This window comes from Martinezella rhizogenes, assembly GCF_000799715.1.
GTDB classification, from domain to species: Bacteria; Pseudomonadota; Alphaproteobacteria; order Rhizobiales; family Rhizobiaceae; genus Rhizobium; species Rhizobium rhizogenes_C.
In genome coordinates this window covers 20,890-39,175 of the sequence record NZ_JUHG01000014.1, presented here as the reverse complement: position 1 = coordinate 39,175, position 18,286 = coordinate 20,890, and the positions used below count along the sequence as shown (strand labels likewise).

Genomic DNA, 18,286 nt, shown 5'->3' with positions numbered 1-18,286 from the left:
GACCTGACATGACCAAAGAAACCGTCCTCTCCAATGCCCGCATCGTCCTTGAAGACAAGATCTTGGAAGGCTCGGTACTGATCCGCGACGGGCGGATCGCTGATATTTCAGAAGGCGCTTCCAGTGTCGGCGAGAATTTCGAGGGCGATTACCTGATCCCCGGTCTGGTCGAACTGCATACGGACCATCTGGAATCCCATTATTCGCCGCGCCCCGGCGTGCGCTGGAACAAGACGGCCGCCATCCAGGCGCATGACGCCCAGATCGTCACCTCCGGCATCACCACCGTATTCGACTGCCTGCGCATGGGCTCCGACGAGGATGGCGGCTTCGAACACGGCGAGATGCGCGACATGGCCGACGCCATCCAGGCTGCGCAACGCGAAGACCGGCTGCGCGCCGACCATCTGATTCACCTGCGCTGCGAGGTCTCCTCCGACAACGTTCTGGAGCATTTCCATGACTTCGAGAAAGATCCCTATGTCCGCCTGGTCTCGCTGATGGACCACGCGCCGGGCCAGCGCCAGTTCCAGACCATGGACCAGTACATCTTCTACTATCAGAAGAAGCGCGGCCTGAGCGACGAGGCCTTCGCCGTTTTTGTCGCCAAGCGCCAGGGCGAATCGGCCAAATACGCCAAGCCGCACCGCGATGCCATCTCGAAGGTCTGCAATGAGCGTGGTATCACCATCGCCAGCCATGACGACGCAACGCTTGCCCATGTCGACGAAGCGATCAATTACGGCGTGCGGCTGGCGGAATTCCCGACCAGCGTCGACGCTGCCAAGGCTTCGCATGGGGCCGGCATGAGCGTGCTGATGGGTGCGCCGAACATCGTGCGCGGCAAGTCGCATTCCGGCAACATCGCCGCCCGCGATCTCGCCGAACTCGGCGTGCTGGACGTGCTCTCCTCCGACTATGTGCCGCTTAGCCTGCTGCATGCGCCCTTCATCCTCGCCGACGAGGTTGAGGGCATCTCGCTGTCGCAGGCCATCGCCATGGTCACCGCCACCCCGGCCAAGACCGTCAGCCTTAACGATCGTGGCCGTATCGCCCTGGGCCTCCGAGCCGACATCGTGCGCGTCCGTCGCGATCATGGCGTGCCGGTGACGCGCTCGGTCTGGCGGGAAGGACGGCGTGTGGCATGACGCTCGACGCCAAGACAGAGCCGACTAAGGACCTGGCGGCGGACACGGCCGGCATCATGATTGTGGTCGTCGGCCCGAGCGGCGCCGGCAAGGATACGCTGATGAATCTCGCCGCCCGGCATTTTGCCGGCCGGTCCGACATTCATTTCGTCCGCCGCGTCATCACCCGCGACGGCGATGCCGGTAACGAAGATCACAAAAGCGTCTCCGATGCCGATTTCGACGCCATGGAACGGGACGGCGCCTTCGCCGTCTCCTGGGAGGCGCACGGCCTGAAATATGGCATTCCTGGTGATGTCGGGGATGAACTCACGCGTGGCCACCTCGTCGTCGCCAACGGTTCGCGTTCGGTGCTCGACCGTTTCCAGGCCGCCTTTCCAAAGCTGAAGGTCATCAACGTGACGGCGCGGCGCGAGGTATTGGCGGAGCGGCTGATAGCGCGCGGCCGCGAAAGCCGCGAGGATGTGCTGAAACGGCTGGACCGTGGTTCCCTCACCGTCCAGGGCAACTGCGACGTCACCGACATCGACAATAGCGGCACACTGGAAGACGCAGGCCGCGTGATCGTGGCGGAGCTGGAAGCGCTTATAAGACGATAGGAATCAGCTTGGGATAAGGCGCTCAGTGCGCCTCATCCCAATTGTTCGCCGCACGCGCATCCACCTTCAGCGGCACGGACATGTTGACCGCCGGCATGGCGGCATTTTCCATGACCGAGACGATGACCGGCGTTGAGCGCTCGACATCGGCGTCCTCGACTTCAAAGATCAGTTCGTCGTGCACCTGCAGCAGCATGCGGACGCGATCGCCGAGGCCGGCATCTGCCAGCGCCGGTTCCATCTTGATCATGGCGCGGCGGATGACGTCGGCGGCCGAGCCCTGGATCGGCGCGTTGATCGAAGCGCGTTCGTTGAAGGCGCGCACGGAAGGATTGGACGACTTAATTTCCGGAAAATGGACGCGGCGGCCGAAGATGGTTTCGACATAGCCTTTGTCGCGGGCAGTCGCCTTGGTGCTTTCCATGTAGTCGCGGATGCCGGGGAAGCGCTCGAAATATCGCTTGATGTAGTCACCGGCTTCCGAGCGCTCGATCGACAGCTGGTTGGCAAGGCCGAAGGCGGAAATGCCATAGATGATGCCGAAGTTGATCGCCTTGGCGCGGCGGCGCACCTCGCTCGGCATGCCCTCGATCGGTACGCCGAACATCTCCGACGCCGTCATGGCGTGAATGTCGACACCATCGGCAAAGGCCTGCTCGAGCTGCGGAATATTGGCGACATGCGCCAGCACGCGCAGTTCGATCTGGCTGTAGTCGGCCGAGATCAGCTTGTGGCCGGGCGTCGAAATGAAGGCCGTGCGGATCTTGCGGCCTTCGGCCGTGCGCACCGGAATGTTCTGCAGGTTCGGCTCGGAAGACGACAGGCGTCCGGTCGTGGTCGAGGCCAGCGAGTAGGAGGTGTGGACGCGCTTGGTCTGAGGGTGGACATAGCCCGGCAGCGCGTCGGTGTAGGTGGATTTCAGTTTGGTGAGCTGGCGCCAGTCGACGATCTTGCGCGGCAATTCCAAGCCGGCGGCCGCCAGGTCTTCCAGCACCTGCGCCGAGGTCGACCATTGCCCGGTCTTGGTCTTGCTCCCTCCGGCAAGGCCCATTTTGCCGAAGAGGATATCGCCGAGCTGCTTGGGCGAACCGATATTGAAGCGCTCGCCGGCCAGCGTGTAAATCTCGTCCTCCAGCCGCGCGGCGCCCTGCGCCAGCTCGCCAGAAAGGCGCGACAGAATCTGCCTGTCGATGGTGATCCCTCGCTCTTCCATATGGGCGAGGACCGGCACCAGCGGCCGCTCCAGACGCTCATAGACGGTCGCAAGCTTTTCGGCCGCCAGCCGTGGCTTCAGCACCTGCCAGAGGCGCAGCGTCACGTCGGCATCCTCAGCGGCATAGGCCGTGGCCCGGTCGATATCGACGAGATCGAAGGTGATGTTGGACTTGCCGCTGCCGGCGACGTCCTTGTAGGCAATCGGCTTATGGCCGAGCCAGCGCTCCGACAGGCTGTCCATGCCATGCGTGGCGTTGGCGCCGCCATCGAGCACGTAGGACAGCAGCATCGTGTCGTCGAAGCCCTTGGTCTCGATGCCGTAGCGCTTCATCAGCAGGTAATCGTATTTCAGGTTCTGCGCGATCTTGAGGACGGAGGTGTCCTCAAGCAGCGCCTTCAGCCGCGGCAGGGCATCGCGCAGCGGGATCTGATTGTCAGCGAGCCCGCCGCCGAGCAGGTCACCGACGCCATTCTTGTGGTTGAGCGGGACATAGGCGGCGCGGATGGAAGCGCCCGTGGGATCGTTCTTGTTATCGGCAATCGCCAGCGAAAAGCCGACGAGTTCGGCCTGCATGACATCGAGCGACGTCGTTTCGGTATCGAAGGCGACGATGCCGGTTTCGCGCGCATCCGCGATCCACTGGTCAAGAGTGGCGACGTCGCGGATGGTGACATATTTCGAATGGTCGATCGGCGCGGTGGCGAAGCTTGCCGCGCGTGCCTTGGCGAGGTCGGCCGGTTCAGTCAGCCCCTCAACAGAGAGGCGCGGCTTGACGGCCGGTGCCGGAACGGAAGCGCCCTCGGCCGCCACAGCACCGCCGGCGACGAGCTCAACATTGTCTCCGACATCGAGATCCGGACCATGGGCGGTGTTGCCCCACTCGACCTTGACGTCAGCTGGTTCGATCGCCGCCGGATCGCAATCGCAGGCGTCGGCAACACGGCGCGTCAGCGAGGTGAATTCCATCGCCTTCAGGAAGCCGACCAGTTTCGGGCCGTTCTGCGGCTCGAGCACCAGCGCGTCGAGCGGCAGCTCCAGCGGCACATCGGTCCGGAGCGTCACCAGCTGCCGGGAAATCCGGGCCAGATCGGCATTGGCGATGATGTTCTCGCGGCGCTTGTCCTGCTTGATCTCGCCGGCGCGGGCGAGCAGCGTATCGAGATCGCCGAACGTCTCCAGAAGCTGCGCCGCCGTCTTCGGGCCGATGCCGGGGATACCGGGCACGTTGTCGACCGAATCGCCCGTCAGGGCCTGCAGGTCGATCATCTTTTCCGGCGGCACGCCCCATTTCTCGATGACGTCGGGGATGCCTATCTGCTTGTCTTTCATGCTGTCATACATGTGGACCATCGGGGTGACGAGCTGCATCAGGTCCTTGTCGGAGGAGATGATGGTGACATCGGCACCGGTCGCCTCGGCCTGGCGGGCATAGGTGGCGATGATGTCGTCAGCCTCGAAGCCGTCAGTCTCGATGCAGGGCAGGTTGAAGGCGCGGGTCGCCTGGCGAATGAGCCCAAATTGCGGGATCAGTTCTTCCGGCGGCGCCGAGCGGTTTGCCTTGTAGGCGTCGTAGATTTCCTTGCGGAAGGTCTTCGAGGAATAGTCGAAGATGACGGCAAAATGCGTCGGCGTCACACCGACCGAGGTATCGCGCGCCGAGGTCAAAAGTTTCCACAGCATGTTGCAGAAACCGGAGACGGCACCGACCGGCACTCCATCGGACTTGCGCGTCAGCGGCGGCAGGGCATGGAAGGCCCGGAAAATGAATCCGGAGCCGTCGACGAGGAAGAGATGATCACCTTTTTTCATGGAAGCATGGATAGCGTGGCGCACTTCCAACGTCCATATAAAGTTCGGTCAGGCGATGCGCGAACGGACCAAATCTCTCACTGAAACGTTACCAAGTTTTAATCAATCCAATCTGCATATTCCCTTGAAAAACCATATTTGGAACCTCATTTCATACTCACCGGCGATTGATTACGCCGAGGGTCTGGCAACCGGCCTGTCCCCCGCCATGTCAGACTTGGACAAAGGCCTATCCCCCTCTCCGGGCCTTTGTCCTCTCTTTCCAGAGCCGCCATGGCGCCCCTCCAGGCCATGGCGGCTTTTTTGTTTGGCCTGTCTGCGGCGACCGCAAAACCGGCTCTAAATCCCGTTGCAACCCAGCCGATTCATAGCGAGCGCCATACGAGAATTGCTGATTGTTTTGGCACGGAATACTGGCATACTTGCAATCATGGGATTTAACCGGACGGACTCCGCGGCCTACCTTGCCAATCAAATGGCAAAGGGATTTTCCCGCTCGTTACAACAGCGCGCGGCACGGCTCGGCTTTTCCCCCGGTCAGTTCCCGATCCTGCTCGAACTATGGACCGAAGACGGGCTGACGCAGAAGCAATTGCTGGAGCGCGTCGACATCGAGCAGGCGACGATGGCCAATACGCTGTCGCGCATGGAGCGCGACGGGCTGGTGGAACGCCGGCCGCATCCATCCGACAAGCGCGCGCAGCTGATCTTCCTGACCGGCAAGGCCACGTCCATGCAGAGCGAGGCCGTCGAGGCGGCGATCGCGGCGGACAGGGACATGTTCCGAGGCTTCCGCACCTTCGAGCGCGAGCTGCTGCTCGAATATGTCAGGCGTATCCTCGAAAACGCCAAGCATATTTAGATGGTCCTCCGGGGCAGCGACGAAACGCCCGAAATTTTCGGATTTCCCGCCTCGAAACCGGAGCGGCTTTGGTCTATCGTCCCAGCAATTTCCATCTAAGGGAGTCGGATATGACCGATGTATCGCCCGTTCTCGACCGCGCGGATCAGAACCTCACCTCGAGCCTCGACAATTTGTTTGAGTTGCTGCGCATCCAATCCATCTCGACCGATCCGGCCTTCAAGCCGGAGTGCCGCAAGGCTGCGGAATGGCTCACGGGGTATCTAACAAAGCTCGGCTTCACGGCGTCCGTGCGCGACACACCCGGCCATCCGATGGTGGTCGCCCACCACGAAGCAGCGAGCGCCGATGCGCCGCATGTGCTGTTCTACGGCCATTACGACGTGCAGCCGGTCGATCCGATCGAGCTTTGGGAGAGCGACCCCTTCGCGCCCGCCATCAAGGACATGGGCGACGGCCGCAAGATCCTGGTCGGGCGCGGCACTTCGGACGACAAGGGCCAGCTGATGACCTTCGTCGAGGCCGTTCGCGCCTACAAGGAAGTCAAGGGTGGTCTACCGGTTCGCATCACCATCCTGTTTGAGGGTGAAGAGGAGTCCGGTTCTCCGTCGTTGAAGCCCTTCCTCGAAGCCAATGCCGCCGAGCTGAAGGCGGACTACGCGCTGGTTTGCGATACCGGCATGTGGGACGGCGATACCCCGGCAATCGCGGCCGCCCTGCGCGGCCTTGTCGGTGAGGAAATCACCATCAATGCCGCCGACCGCGACCTGCATTCCGGCCTTTACGGCGGCGCGGCCGCTAATCCGATCCATATCCTCTCCGATATCCTCGCCGGCCTGCACGACGAGACCGGGCGCATCACCCTTCCCGGCTTCTACGACGGCGTGGAGGAGACACCCGCCAATATCAAAGCCTCATGGGAAACGCTCGGCCGCTCGGCGGAGAATTTCCTCGGCGATATCGGTCTGTCGATCCCGGCGGGAGAAAAGGGCCGCTCGGTGCTGGAGCTGACCTGGGCGCGGCCGACGGCTGAAGTCAACGGCATCTGGGGCGGCTATACCGGCGCCGGCTTCAAGACGGTCATTGCCGCCAAGGCCTCGGCGAAGGTTTCCTTCCGCCTCGTCGGACAGCAGAACCCGGCAGCGATCCGCGACAGCTTCCGTGCCTATGTGCGCTCGAAGGTGCCGGCCGACTGCTCGGTGGAATTCCACGAGCATGGCGGCTCGCCGGCCATCCACCTGTCCTACGATTCGCCGGTACTGACCAAGGCGAAGAATGCCCTGTCCAACGAATGGCCGAAGCCGGCTATCGTCATCGGCATGGGCGGCTCGATCCCGATCGTCGGCGACTTCCAGAAGATGCTCGGCATGGAATCCCTGATGGTCGGCTTCGGCCTCGCGGACGACCGCATCCATTCGCCAAACGAGAAATATGAGCTGCGATCCTATCACAAGGGCATCCGCTCCTGGATCCGCATCCTCGACACGCTCGCTTGAGCGAACGGACGGCGACGCGCGATCAAGGTCGCGCGTCCCTTCGTTGGCACCCCTCCTCCTTTTTTTCAATTCGACAGACAGGCATGGCCATGGGGATCTGGATCGATACCGACATGGGCTTCGACGATATCGCCGCCATTCTGGTGGTGGCGCATTCGAGCCTTGTGATCGACGGCGTTTCGCTGGTGAGCGGCAATGCGCCGCTGGCACAGGTGCGCGCCAATGCTGCCGGTGCGGCAGCCGCATTTGGTTGGACATTCCCCATCCATACCGGCCGCGAACTGCCGGTGCTCTGCAAGCTGGAAACGGCGCAGCGCATTCTCGGCTCAAGCGGCATACCGACCACGGGCAGGAGCCTGCCGCCGGCGGATGAGCTTTCGTCCAGCGATGCCTTTACCGCCCTCTGCGACTGGCTTATGGACGGCAACGGGCCGAAGCGCATCCTAGCGCTCGGGCCGCTCACCAATATCGCTGCTCTGGCGCTCGCCCGTCCCGATCTTGCCGCTGATATCGACGAGCTCACCTGGATGGGCGGCGGCGTGACGTCGGGTAATCACACGGCCTCGGCCGAGTTCAACGCCTATGCCGATCCGGAGGCGCTTGCGGTCGTGCTGGCGCATGGCCTACCGTTGCGGATGATCGATCTCGACATTTGCCGGAAGGTGCTGGCGCGGCTCGACGATGTCGAGCGGGTGCGCCGGGCCGGTGGCAAGAACGCCGAACTTCTCGCCGATCTCCTCGGCGGCTACGTTAATATCGCCATCAGCCGCGGCCGGCCAGCCATGGCAGTCTACGACCCGACCGCCGCCGCCATCTTCGTCGCCCCCGATATCGCCAGGCTTCAGCATGCCCGGATCGACGTCGAGCTATCGGGGCAGCACACACGCGGGCGCACCGTCGTCGAGACGCGCGCGTTGCATGCTGAGTTCAATGCCCATTTCGCCGCCGAGATCGATGCCGACAGGGCTCGCACGATCATATTCGACGCCATGATCAACGAGGCACGCCGATGATCCAGCACTCCCATGAGCCCGGCGACCTCAACGCACCCGAGCTGCGCGCCCGCGCGGTTGCGGCTGCGCGCGGCGATGCGCCCTTCGACCTGCTGATCGCGGGTGGCCGTCTGGTCGACATGGTGACCGGCCAGATTCGCGCCGCCGATATCGGTATCGTTGGGCCTCTGATCGCAAGCGTGCATGTGCCGGGTAGCCGCACCGATGCGGCCGAGACCATCGATGCCTCGGGCTGCTTCCTCTCGCCCGGCCTGATCGATACGCATATGCATATCGAAAGCTCGATGGTGACGCCGGCCCTCTATGCCGAGGCAGTGTTGCCGCGCGGGGTCACGACCATCGTCTGGGATCCGCATGAGTTCGGCAATGTGCATGGCCTTGACGGCGTGCGCTGGGCCGTCGAAGCGACCCGGCCGCTGCCCTTGCGGGTGATCCCGCTGGCACCTTCCTGCGTTCCCTCCGCCCCCGGCCTGGAACTGGCGGGCGCTGATTTCGATGCTTCCGCCATGGCCGAAATGCTCGCCTGGCCCGAGATCGGCGGCGTCGCCGAGGTCATGACCATGCGCGGCGTCATCGACGGCGATCCGCGCGCCAGCGCCATCGTCAATGCCGGGCTGCAATCCGGCAAGCTCGTTTGCGGCCATGCCCGTGGATTGGAAGGTCGCGATCTCAGCGCCTTCATGGCGGCCGGCATCACCTCCGACCACGAGCTTACCTCCGGCGCCGATTTCCTCGCCAAGCTCTCCGCCGGCCTGACCATCGAGCTGCGCGGCTCGCATGACCATCTGCTGAAAGAATTCGTCAAGGTCATCAACGACCTTGGCTTCCTGCCGCAGACGGTGACGCTCTGCACCGACGACGTTTTTCCCGACGAGCTGCATGCCAACGGAGGCCTCGACGATGTCGTCCGTCGCCTCGTGCGCGACGGGCTGAAGCCGGAATGGGCATTGCGGGCGGCGACACTCAACGCCGCCATGCGGCTTGGCCGCAACGATCTCGGCCTGATTGCCGCCGGTCGCCGCGCCGACATCGTGCTGTTCGAGGACCTCCTGACTTTCAGGGCGAGAGAAGTGATCGCCAGCGGTGAGATCGTCGCTAAGGCTGGCAAGATCGCCGGCACCGTCGCGCCTCTCGATACAGCGCCGCTACAGAACTCAGTCAAACTCGCGCCGCTCAGCGAAGATGATTTCCGTGTGCCAGCCAGCGGAAACTGCGTCCGGCTTGCAACGATCGACCAGCCGCGCTTCACCCGATGGGGCGAAATCGAAGCCGAGGTGGCGGACGGATATGTCGTGCCGCCGACTGGTACCACCATGCTCGCCGTCGCCCATCGCCACGGCAAGGCGGATGGACGCCCGCGCGTCGGCTTCCTCATCGGCTGGGGCGAATGGCGCGGCGCCTTCTGCACCACCGTCTCGCATGACAGCCACAATCTGACGGTCTTCGGCGGCAATATCAGAGACATGACGCTCGCCGCCAACGCCGTCATCGCGGCCGGCGGTGGCCTGGCGGTGGCTTGCGACGGCAAAGTCCAGATCGTGCTGCCGCTGCCGCTTTCAGGCCTGGTGAGCGCTGCGCCGCTTGTGGAGACAGCCCTGACCTTCAGCGCTCTTCGCGAGGTGATGGACAAGATCGTCGACTGGCAGCCGCCCTACCTCGTCTTCAAGGCCTGCTTCGGGGCGACACTCGCCTGCAATATCGGCCCACACCAGACGGATCGCGGCATTGCCGATGTGGTGACGGGACGGGTGCTGGAGACGGCGGTGCTTGGGGAAGTTTAAGTCGATTGAACGGCGGGGGCAGCCCCTCACCCTAGCCCTCTCCCCGCACGCGGGGAGAGGGGACGACCTCTGTACCCTCGCCTATTTCGCCGGTGAGGAGGATGGAGATGGTGCGTCTTTCCCCTTCTCCCTGTCAAAACGGGGAGAAGGTGCCCGACAGGGCGGATGAGGGGCAAGCCAAGAACGCGAAGCTGATCAATCCCCCGCCAACTCCTGCTCCACCAAAGTCGTCCAAAACGCCACGCCCGACGCAATCGCATCATCATTGAAATCATAGGCCGTGTTGTGATGCAGCGCGCCATCGACAGCCGGGCCGTTGCCGAGCCAGACGTAGCAGCCGGGAGCATTCTGGCCGAAGAAGGCGAAATCGTCGCCGGCGGTCGAAGGCGGGAAGCGGGTGAGGACCTTTTCGCCGAAGACGCTTTTTGCCGCCTTCAGCGCCCGCGCGGTTGCCTCGGGATCGTTGACGACGGGCGGGATGCGGCGCTCGAATTGATAGTCGACCGCGATGCCGTACATCGCCGCCGTGCCATGCGCCAACCGGCCGATTTCCTGTTCGAGCTGATCGCGGACTTCCGGCGTATAGGCGCGCGCCGTGCCGCCGATCTCGACCGTGTCGGGAATGACGTTCAGCGCCTTGGGATCGCCGGCCTGCACCGAGCAGGCGCTGACGACGGCCGGCTGCAGGGGATCGACGACGCGGCCGACGATGGTCTGCAATGAGGAGAGGAACGTCGCTGCCGCCGTGATCGGGTCCTTGCCGAGATGCGGTTTGGCGCCATGGGTGCCGGTACCGCGAAAGGTGATGCGCCAGCTATCCGAGGAGGCAAGCTGCGGCCCCTCGACCACGGCCATCTCGTCGACATCGAGACCCGGCATATTGTGCAGGCCATAGACAGCATCGCAGGGGAAGAGGTCGAAAAGCCCCTCCTCGACCATGCGCTTTGCGCCACCACGCCCTTCCTCGGCTGGCTGGAAGATGAAATGCACGGTGCCGGAAAAGCCCCGTGTCGCCGCCAGTTGCCGGGCAGCCCCCAAGAGCATTGTCGTGTGACCATCATGGCCGCAGGCGTGCATCTTACCGGGGATGGTGGATTTATAGGGTCTTTTGCCCTTTTCCGGCATGGCAAGGGCATCCATGTCGGCCCGAAGGCCGATGCGGCGGGTGCCGTTGCCGACCTGCAGCGTGCCGACGACGCCGGTCTTGCCGAGGCCGCGATGCACGGTGATACCCGCCTCCTCCAGCAATGTCGCGACGATGCCGCTGGTGCGCTCCTCCTCGAAACCCAATTCCGGGTGTGCGTGCAGGTTATGGCGAAGGGATGTCAGAAAGGGGAGATCCGGGGCAATCTCATCGGGAAGAGGCATGGGAGTTCCTTTGGGCATCGGCCATGATGGCGGCCTCACCCTATCTTCCCTAAAGCACCGCTGGCTTCAACCCAAAAGCAGCTCAGACGACAGGCTTGTCGAAGACGTGTGCTTTGCCAAGCACGGTCACGGAGACCATGCTGCCGATCTCGGGCAGGCCGACACCGGAGCTTTTGATGTTCAGCGTCTCGGCGCCATTGGCCTGGGAAAGCACGACAGTCACCGTGCAGACGGCACCGCCGAATTCGACATCGGTAACCTTGCCGACGCATGCGGCGCTTGCGCCGGCATCATCGAGGACGCTCAGCTGCACCTGCTCGGGCCGCAGCATGATGTCGGCACGCCCCTGCCGACCATTGGTATCGGTCGGAATGCGCCCCAATGCGCAATTGGTAAAGCCGTCGCCAAGGTCTGCCGGCAGCAGGATGGCGTCACCGAGAAAGGTCGCAGTCTCACGATCTCTAGGATGGAGGTAGAGAGATTGCGGGGTTCCTGCCTGCACCAGCTTGCCGTCGCGCAGAACGGCGACCTGATCGGCGAAGGACAGCGCCTCCGCCTGATCATGTGTCACCAGGATCGTGGTGATGCCGGCGATTTGCAGGACGCGGGCGACGGCCTTGCGCATGTTTTCGCGCAGGCCCGTATCGAGTGCGGAAAAGGGTTCGTCGAGTAGCATCAGTCTCGGCTTGCGGCCAAGCGCGCGGGCAAGCGCCACGCGCTGCTGCTGGCCGCCGGAGAGCTGATGCGGGCGGCGATCGAGCATGTTGCGATCGAGTTCCACCATGTCGATGAGCGCGTTGATCTGCTGGGCGCGATCCGGCCGTCCGCGTTCCATGCCGAAGCTGATGTTATCGGCCACGCTCAGATGCGGAAACAAGGCGCCGTCCTGCGACACGATGCCGATGCCACGGCGATGGGCGGGCACGACCGACGGACCATCCGCCAGCGTTTCGCCCTCCAGTATCACCTGACCGGCATCCGGGGTCTCGAAGCCGGCAATGATGCGCAACAGCGTCGTCTTGCCGGAGCCGGACGGGCCGACGATGGCTGTGCGGCTGCCGGGGGCGACCGTGAGGTCGATGTTAGCAAGCGCCTGCACCGGGCCATAATGCTTGCTGATGGTCTTGATCGCCAGAAAGGTCATTGTCCGGCCGTCCGCTTGGATTGTACGTAAAGGAGAAGGGTGAGTGGCAGCGAGAGCACCACCATCATGAAGGCGTAGGGCGCGGCGGAGACATAATCGATCTCACTGGTCAGCGACCAGAATTTTGTCGCCAGCGTCACCGTGCCGTTTGGTGACAGCATCAGCGTCGCCGTCAGTTCATTGGTAATCCCCAGGGCGACCAGCGCGACGCTGGCGGCAAAGCCGGGAGCGGCAAGGCGCATGGTGATCTGCCGCACGGCCTGCGCCGGCGTGCGGCCGAGCGCCATGGCGGCGCGTTCGAGCTCGACCGGGGCCTGGGCAATGCTGGCACGCAGGCCGACCATGGCGCGCGGCAGGAACAGAAGGACATAAGCAAGCAGCAGCGTGGCGAAGGTCTGGTAGAGCGGCAGGATCAACCGCACCGTGATCGACACCAGCGCCAGGGCGACGACGACACCCGGCAGCGAGCCGACATAATAATGGCAGGCTTCGAGGATGCGCTGCAGCCGGCCGGGGGCGCGCACCGAGAGCCAGGCCATCGGAATGGCGGCGACGGTGGCGAGCAATCCGCCGGCAATCGCCAGGCCGATGGTTTGCAACAGCGCACTGCCAACCGTCTCCATTCGCCAGATGCCGGTGCCGCCAAGGTAGAGCCAGCGCGCCAGCGTCACGAAGGGCACGCCGAGCGTTAACGCGGCCACCACCACCGGAAGAGCGACGGCCGGGACGACGAACCAGCCGAGGCGACGGCGGTCCACCGGGCGGGCGGCACCGGAGCCGACGCGGGCGTAGCGCTCATTGCCGCGCACCAGCACCTCGATGCCGAGCAGCAGAAGACAGCAGAAGACGAGAACGCCGCCGAGCATGTTGGCCGCCGGGCTGTTATAGGCGGACTGGAACTGATCGACGATCGCGGTCGAAAACGTATCGAAGCGGATCATCACATAGAGACCGTATTCCGCCAGAAGATGCAGGCCGATCAGCAGCGAGCCGCCGCAGATGGCGAGGCGAAGCTGCGGCAGGATCGCCCGGAAGAACACACGCCAGGGATTGAGGCCGAGCGAGGCGGCGGCATCCTCGATCGCCGGATCGAGGCGGCGGAGTGCCGCGGCCACCGGCAGATAGAGGAAGGGATAATAGGCAAGCACCGACACGAGCACGCCACTCGACAACCCGCGCATGCCGGGCACCAGGCTGACCCAGGCGTAGCTGTGCACGAAAGCCGGCACGGCCAGCGGCGCGACCGCCAGCCAGGACCATAGCCGGGCGCCGGGGATATCGGTGCGCTCGGTCAGCCAGGCGAGCGTCACGGCAAGCAGGATGCAAAGCGGGATGGTGCAGACTTCGAGAAGAACGGTGTTGACCAGCAGTTCGCCGACGCGATTGCGGAAGATCAGCGCGACGACTTGGGCCCATCCGGTATCGACCGTAATCCAGATGATGAAGCCGAGCGGCACCAGGCTCAGAAGGGCGACGACGGATGCAAGGGCGATAACGGAAGCGTGCGGAACACGGCCGCGAGGCGCAGCCGTCAGCGGAGGCACTCGCAGGGCAGCGGCCCGACCGGCCGGCGCGGCATATGTGTTCTTCTGCAGCAAGTCTCAGCTGCCTTTCACGCCCTGAAACAGGAAGGCAACCGCCGTTTAAGGCGATTGCCGGGATCGGATTGGCCAAAAGACCATCCGCATGCCCCTAGCAGGGCATGCGACAGTGATGCAAGAGCTTAGATCAGTCCGGCTTCCGTCATCAGATCGGTAACCTTCTTGCTGTTCAGCTTGGAAGGCTCGACCTTCGGGGCCTGCAGATCATTGAGCGGCACCAGCTTCGAGTTGGATTCGGCGCCGTTGCCGACGGCATATTCATAGGAATCGCCGTCGCGCAGAACGGCCTGGCCGCCCTTGCCGGTGATCCACTTCAGGAATGCCTGGGCTTCCTTCTGGTGCTGGCTGGAGGCGAGAACGCCGCCGCCGGAAATGCTGACGAACGCGCCTGGATCCTGGTTTTTGAAGTAATGCAGGAGGACGTTCTTGCTGTTTTCGCCGGTCTTTGCCTGATCGCCGAACCAGTAATAGTGATAGATGACCGCGCCCTCGACTTCACCGGCGTTAACGGCCTTCATGGCGACGCTGTTGCCCTTGTACGGGGTGGCGTTTTCCTTCATCGCCTTCAGCCAGGCCTTGGTGGCGTCTTCGCCCTTCAGCTCGAGAAGCGCGCTGACGATCGCTTGGAAATCGGCGCCGGCCGGCGAAGCGCCCCAGCGGCCCTTCCACTTGGGATCGGCGAGGTCAAGCATCGACTTCGGCAGATCGGCTTCCTTCAACTTGGTCTTGTCATAGGCGAAAACCGTGGAACGGGCGGCGACGCCGACCCAGTTGCCATCGACCGCCTTGAAGTTTTCCGGCACCTGCGCCAGCGTGCCGGCGTCGACAGGGGCGAAGAGCTTGTTGGCGTCGACCAGCGCCATGCCCGGAGAATTTTCCGTCAGATAGACGTCGGCGGGAGATGCCGCGCCTTCCTCGACGATCTGGTTGGCGAACTGCATGTCGCTGCCGTTGCGGATCGTCACCTTGATGCCGGTTTCCTTGGTGAAGCCATCCGCCCAGGCCTGGGTCAGCGTCTCATGCTGGGCATTGTAGACGACGATGCCTTCGGAATCGGCGGCATTTGCCATCAGCGGAGCAACCGCGAGGCCAGCGGCAAGCGCCAGCGCGCTGGTGAGATGGGTAAAGGAAAAAGTCATAGGCGTCCTCTCGCTTGAAAACCCCGTCTTTGACGGTGGTGCGATAGCCTATATTTTTCCTGACTATTCTTTTCAAGTTTCCGTACGCCCGTTTCTATCACAAAAGCTTGAAAAGAGAGTCAAGATTTCGCCGGATTTTTCGGCAGCGTGGATGCCTGTGTCGAAATACGCAAAAGGCCGCGACGCTTGCGCATCGCGGCCTTTTATATCCCGAAGCTCCGATCAGGTGTCGCGCGTTTCCAGCGTCTTGCTGAAGAAGATCGCGACAAGCGTGCAGACGACGCCGGAGAGCAGGTAAAGGCTGGTATAGACCAGGCCGAACTGGCTGGAGAGGCTGAGCGCCACGAAGGGTGCAAAGCCGGCGCCGATTAACCAGGAAAGATCCGAGGTCAGAGCGGAGCCGCTATAGCGGTAGTTCTGGGTGAAGCGGGATGCACTGGCTCCGGCGGCCTGGCCGAAGGAAAGACCGAGCAACGTGAAGCCGAGAACCACGTAGATGTGGCGGCCGGTGGTCCCGCCGTCGAGCAGCCAGGGCGCGACGAAGGCGAAGCAGGCGATCAGCACGGCACCGACGGCCAACTGGTTGCGCCGGCCGATACGATCGGCCAGCAGGCCGGAACAGATGATCGCGACGATACCGCAGATCGCGCCGATGAATTCGACCAACAGGAACGAACCGGCGGACTGCTCGCTATAGAGAGTTACCCAGCTCAGCGGGAAGACCGTGACCAGATGGAAGGTCGCGAAGCTTGCCAGCGGCACGAAGGCGCCGATCAGCACGTCACGGCCATGCACGCGCAGAAGCTCCGTCATCTTGACCGGCTCCAGTTCGTGGCGTTCCAGAAGCGCGCCGAATTCCGGCGTAGCTACCAGGCGAAGCCGGGCGAAGAGCGCGACGACGTTGACCATGAAGGCGCAGAAGAACGGATAGCGCCAGCCCCAATCGACGAAGTCGGCGGTCGTGAGACTCATGACGAAGTAAGCGAAGAGTGCGCTTGCCAGCATGAAGCCAATCGGCGCGCCGAGCTGCGGGATCATCGCAAACCAGCCGCGGCGATTGGCCGGCGCATTCAGCGCCAGCAGCGAGGCAAGGCCATCCCAGGCACCGCCGAGCGCCAGACCCTGGCCAATACGGAAGATGGCGAGCAGAAGGATCGCGTAGCCGCCGATCTCGGCATAACCGGGTAGGAAGCTCATCGACGCCGTCGAGCCACCGAGCAGGAACAGCGCGATCGTCAGCTTGACGCCGCGGCCATAGGCCCGGTCGATCGCCATGAAGATGAACGAACCGATCGGGCGGGCGATGAAGGCAAGCGAAAAGATCAGGAAAGAAAGCATGGTGCCATGCAGGGGATCCGCGAAGGGGAAGATCAGCTTCGGGAAAACCAGGACCGATGCGATGGCATAGACGAAGAAATCGAAAAACTCGGACGTGCGACCGATGATCACGCCGATGGCAATATTACCGGGTGCGACCTCACTGCCCGCGTGCATGCTGCGGGCGTCGCGTTCAAAACCTGTAGATGTTGCATTTACTGCTTCATGCGTAACACTGACCATAAGTGAGAGCCTCCCTCTCGAGACGCGAACTCCTCCACGAATTCGCGTACGGTTAAAATGTTGATCAAACTTGCGAACTTATCAAGTGTCGGGCATGAAATAATTCGTAAATTAGCCGTTGAATCCGGCCAATTCGACTTTCGCCGCCGCAATGCCGGGTTGACGCGCCGTCATCGGTAGCCATTTCCTCCGATCCGACTATATTAGCCCGCAACAAAAGCAGCCGGCAGTTGGAAAACCTTCTGGATTTCTCAGGATTTTCCCGTTAGGGGAGACCCCGCTTGATACCGCATTGCACCCGAACTTGCTGCGGTGCGACGAAACACCTCATATCGTTCATGACCGCCGTCCTTTAGTCGCGGTACGGTCGAAACAAAAAGAGCTTTAAGACGTGCTAAGAGTATCGAAGATTTTCAGCCGCTTATTTGTCCTCCCGCTATTTTTGCTGCTTTCGGGCTGCAACCTGGTGGTGATGGCTCCCTCCGGCGACATCGCCGTGCAGCAACGCGACCTCATCGTCATCTCGGTCGTCCTGATGCTGATCATCATCATACCGGTGATCTTCCTCACGTTGTTCTTCGCCTGGAAATATCGCCAGTCGAACACGGCGGCGCCCTATGATCCCGAATGGCATCATTCGACCCGCCTCGAACTGGTGATCTGGTCGGCGCCGCTGGCCATCATCATCGCACTCGGCGCGGTGACCTGGATCAGCACCCATCAGCTGGACCCCTACCGGCCGCTCGACCGCATCGCGGCCGGAAAGCCGGTCGCCGAGAACGTCAAGCCGCTGACCGTCGAAGTGGTCGCGCTCGACTGGAAATGGCTGTTCTTCTACCCGGATCTCGGCATTGCCACGGTCAACGAACTGGCCACCCCGGTCGACACGCCGATCAACTTCAAGATCACGGCGTCCGCGGTGATGAACTCCTTCTTCGTCCCAGCACTTGCTGGCCAGATCTACGCCATGCCAGGCATGGAGACGAAGCTGCACGCCGTCATCAACCATCCGGGCGAATATCAGGGCCTGTCCGCCAACTATAGCGGCGCCGGCTTCTCGCATATGCGCTTCAAGTTCCATGGTCTCTCCCAGGCGGACTTCGACCAGTGGGTCGAGAAGGCCAAGAGCCAGGGCACGGCACTCGGCCGGTCGGAATATCTGGCACTCGCCAAGCCGAGCGAACGGGAACCCGTCCGATACTATAATACCGTCGACAAGGATCTCTACGAGGCCATCCTCAACATGTGCGCCGATCCGAGCAAGATGTGCATGAGCGAAATGATGCATATCGACGCCAAGGGCGGCGCCGGCAAGGACAGCCAGGAAAACCGCGAGCGCCTGATCCATGACAACCGCGACGCGGGTCATGAGGACGTGACCCCGGTGCGGGCCGACGCTCCCGCGGCTCACACGATGCAGCATGGCGACAATTCCATGCCGGGCATGGACATGGGCGACGGTTCCACTTCGGATTCGTCGAACGGTTCCTCGCAGCCGGCGCAGCACCAGGGTCATTGATCCCCGTGCGCTCAGTAACAAGATATCTATA

13 protein-coding genes are annotated in these 18,286 nt (G+C 62.8%); 7 read left to right on the top strand and 6 right to left on the bottom strand.

Going from position 1 to position 18,286, the window contains the following annotated elements:
* Positions 1-8: 8 nt before the first annotated feature.
* On the top strand, positions 9-1,148 hold the full coding sequence (locus tag EX00_RS17625; protein WP_047460581.1) for an alpha-D-ribose 1-methylphosphonate 5-triphosphate diphosphatase: 1,140 nt from the start codon (positions 9-11) through the stop codon (positions 1,146-1,148).
* Positions 1,145-1,747 (top strand): phosphonate metabolism protein/1,5-bisphosphokinase (PRPP-forming) PhnN, encoded by a 603-nt coding sequence (gene phnN / locus EX00_RS17620; protein WP_052210790.1) that lies wholly within the window; start codon positions 1,145-1,147, stop codon positions 1,745-1,747. Before EX00_RS17625 ends, phnN begins: the two co-directional genes overlap by 4 nt.
* 22 nt (positions 1,748-1,769) lie before the next feature.
* Here phnN and polA read toward each other — a convergent pair whose 3' ends face one another.
* A complete protein-coding gene (gene polA, locus EX00_RS17615; protein ID WP_047460579.1) occupies positions 1,770-4,772 on the bottom strand; it encodes a DNA polymerase I in 3,003 nt (1,000 codons plus the stop codon).
* A 430-nt stretch (positions 4,773-5,202) separates the two neighbouring features.
* Between polA and EX00_RS17610 the strand changes: the two genes are divergently transcribed.
* From EX00_RS17610 to EX00_RS17595, 4 genes are all read left to right on the top strand, one after another.
* Positions 5,203-5,634 carry a MarR family winged helix-turn-helix transcriptional regulator gene (locus EX00_RS17610; protein ID WP_047460577.1) on the top strand — a complete coding sequence of 144 codons (432 nt, stop codon included), beginning with the start codon at positions 5,203-5,205 and terminating at the stop codon, positions 5,632-5,634.
* A 110-nt stretch (positions 5,635-5,744) separates the two neighbouring features.
* A complete protein-coding gene (locus tag EX00_RS17605; protein WP_047460574.1) occupies positions 5,745-7,130 on the top strand; it encodes a dipeptidase in 1,386 nt (461 codons plus the stop codon).
* 89 nt (positions 7,131-7,219) lie between these two features.
* Positions 7,220-8,143: a nucleoside hydrolase gene (locus EX00_RS17600; protein ID WP_047460571.1), complete on the top strand. Its 924-nt coding sequence runs from the start codon at positions 7,220-7,222 to the stop codon at positions 8,141-8,143.
* Positions 8,140-9,924 (top strand): adenine deaminase, encoded by a 1,785-nt coding sequence (locus EX00_RS17595; protein WP_047460568.1) that lies wholly within the window; start codon positions 8,140-8,142, stop codon positions 9,922-9,924. Before EX00_RS17600 ends, EX00_RS17595 begins: the two co-directional genes overlap by 4 nt.
* Before the next feature lie 195 nt (positions 9,925-10,119).
* On the opposite strand, the gene EX00_RS17590 is transcribed toward EX00_RS17595, so the two are convergent.
* The 5 genes from EX00_RS17590 to EX00_RS17570 form a co-directional block, all read right to left on the bottom strand.
* Positions 10,120-11,292, bottom strand: a complete 1,173-nt coding sequence (locus EX00_RS17590) for a M20 aminoacylase family protein (RefSeq protein ID WP_047460563.1) — start codon at positions 11,290-11,292, stop codon at positions 10,120-10,122.
* A gap of 82 nt (positions 11,293-11,374) precedes the next feature.
* Positions 11,375-12,436, bottom strand: coding sequence for an ABC transporter ATP-binding protein (locus tag EX00_RS17585; RefSeq protein WP_047460560.1), 1,062 nt, complete (start codon positions 12,434-12,436; stop codon positions 11,375-11,377).
* Positions 12,433-14,034 (bottom strand): ABC transporter permease, encoded by a 1,602-nt coding sequence (locus EX00_RS17580; RefSeq protein WP_047460557.1) that lies wholly within the window; start codon positions 14,032-14,034, stop codon positions 12,433-12,435. The genes EX00_RS17585 and EX00_RS17580 overlap by 4 nt, the downstream gene beginning before the upstream one ends.
* Before the next feature lie 125 nt (positions 14,035-14,159).
* A complete protein-coding gene (locus tag EX00_RS17575; RefSeq protein WP_047460554.1) occupies positions 14,160-15,176 on the bottom strand; it encodes an iron ABC transporter substrate-binding protein in 1,017 nt (338 codons plus the stop codon).
* 222 nt (positions 15,177-15,398) lie between these two features.
* The gene (locus EX00_RS17570) at positions 15,399-16,736 is read right to left on the bottom strand and encodes an MFS transporter (RefSeq protein ID WP_047460551.1); all 1,338 of its coding nucleotides are present in this window, start codon (positions 16,734-16,736) and stop codon (positions 15,399-15,401) included.
* 391 nt (positions 16,737-17,127) lie between these two features.
* On the opposite strand from EX00_RS17570, the gene cyoA reads away from it, so the two are divergent.
* Positions 17,128-18,255 carry a ubiquinol oxidase subunit II gene (cyoA, locus tag EX00_RS17565; RefSeq protein ID WP_047460549.1) on the top strand — a complete coding sequence of 376 codons (1,128 nt, stop codon included), beginning with the start codon at positions 17,128-17,130 and terminating at the stop codon, positions 18,253-18,255.
* The last annotated feature ends 31 nt before the right edge of the window (positions 18,256-18,286 follow it).

What these genes read in the sequence shown, in the direction of transcription:
- EX00_RS17625 (WP_047460581.1), top strand. Translation starts at nt 9, where the DNA reads ATGACCAAAGAAACCGTCCTCTCCAATGCCCGCATCGTCCTTGAAGAC.
- EX00_RS17590 (WP_047460563.1), bottom strand. Translation starts at nt 11,292, where the DNA reads ATGCCTCTTCCCGATGAGATTGCCCCGGATCTCCCCTTTCTGACATCC.
- polA (WP_047460579.1), bottom strand. Translation starts at nt 4,772, where the DNA reads ATGAAAAAAGGTGATCATCTCTTCCTCGTCGACGGCTCCGGATTCATT.
- EX00_RS17610 (WP_047460577.1), top strand. Translation starts at nt 5,203, where the DNA reads ATGGGATTTAACCGGACGGACTCCGCGGCCTACCTTGCCAATCAAATG.
- EX00_RS17575 (WP_047460554.1), bottom strand. Translation starts at nt 15,176, where the DNA reads ATGACTTTTTCCTTTACCCATCTCACCAGCGCGCTGGCGCTTGCCGCT.
- EX00_RS17585 (WP_047460560.1), bottom strand. Translation starts at nt 12,436, where the DNA reads ATGACCTTTCTGGCGATCAAGACCATCAGCAAGCATTATGGCCCGGTG.
- EX00_RS17600 (WP_047460571.1), top strand. Translation starts at nt 7,220, where the DNA reads ATGGGGATCTGGATCGATACCGACATGGGCTTCGACGATATCGCCGCC.
- EX00_RS17595 (WP_047460568.1), top strand. Translation starts at nt 8,140, where the DNA reads ATGATCCAGCACTCCCATGAGCCCGGCGACCTCAACGCACCCGAGCTG.
- phnN (WP_052210790.1), top strand. Translation starts at nt 1,145, where the DNA reads ATGACGCTCGACGCCAAGACAGAGCCGACTAAGGACCTGGCGGCGGAC.
- EX00_RS17570 (WP_047460551.1), bottom strand. Translation starts at nt 16,736, where the DNA reads ATGGTCAGTGTTACGCATGAAGCAGTAAATGCAACATCTACAGGTTTT.
- EX00_RS17605 (WP_047460574.1), top strand. Translation starts at nt 5,745, where the DNA reads ATGACCGATGTATCGCCCGTTCTCGACCGCGCGGATCAGAACCTCACC.